Source organism: Vibrio sp. 1580 (genome assembly GCF_033340055.1).
On sequence record NZ_JAWOVT010000533.1, the window covers coordinates 1 to 572 of the forward strand.

Consider the following 572-nt stretch of genomic DNA (forward strand, 5'->3'; position numbering starts at 1 on the left):
TCTCCAAAGCGCTCTTCTAATGAGCTCCAGAATTCGTTCATTTCTCTTTATCCTCGCGCGTTTTCAACTCAAACGTCACTATGTCTTTCTCATTGCGACCGATTTTCACGTCGTCAAATGTTCGCCCAACAAGACTGATCTCATTCTTGAACTGGCTTACCCAACTCGGCACTGAACTCGGAGCTTTCGCTAAGCCTTTCAAATCCAAGGTGTTGTTGTTGATGCGAATTTCGGATAAAGAGATTTCTTGGTTGCCCAATTTTGCTAATGACTGCATCACACCTGAGTAACCCGTGCGTTGCGAATCATCGTACTTGCCCACCGCTTTCAAGGAATCTCGCTTAGCTTTGACTTCACGCTCTAGACGCGCTTTGGCCGCTAACTTATTGGGATCAGGCTGGTGCTTACGCAGCTTCACTTGGTAGTAATCTAAGTCAGATTTAAGAATATCGCCCTTGCCTTTCACAATCGCAATTTCATCTTCCAAACCTTCACTTTGCCAAGACACGTAGCCGTAAGACAACAGAATCACTGCAGCAGCCGCGCCCCAAGAAATCGCCACATTTTTTAGC

General features: G+C 46.2%; 1 pseudogene. It reads right to left on the bottom strand.

Annotated elements, in window-relative coordinates:
• Window positions 1-37 precede the first annotated feature (37 nt).
• Window positions 38-572, bottom strand: a pseudogene (locus R7093_RS27010) (MSHA biogenesis protein MshI); the annotation flags it as partial.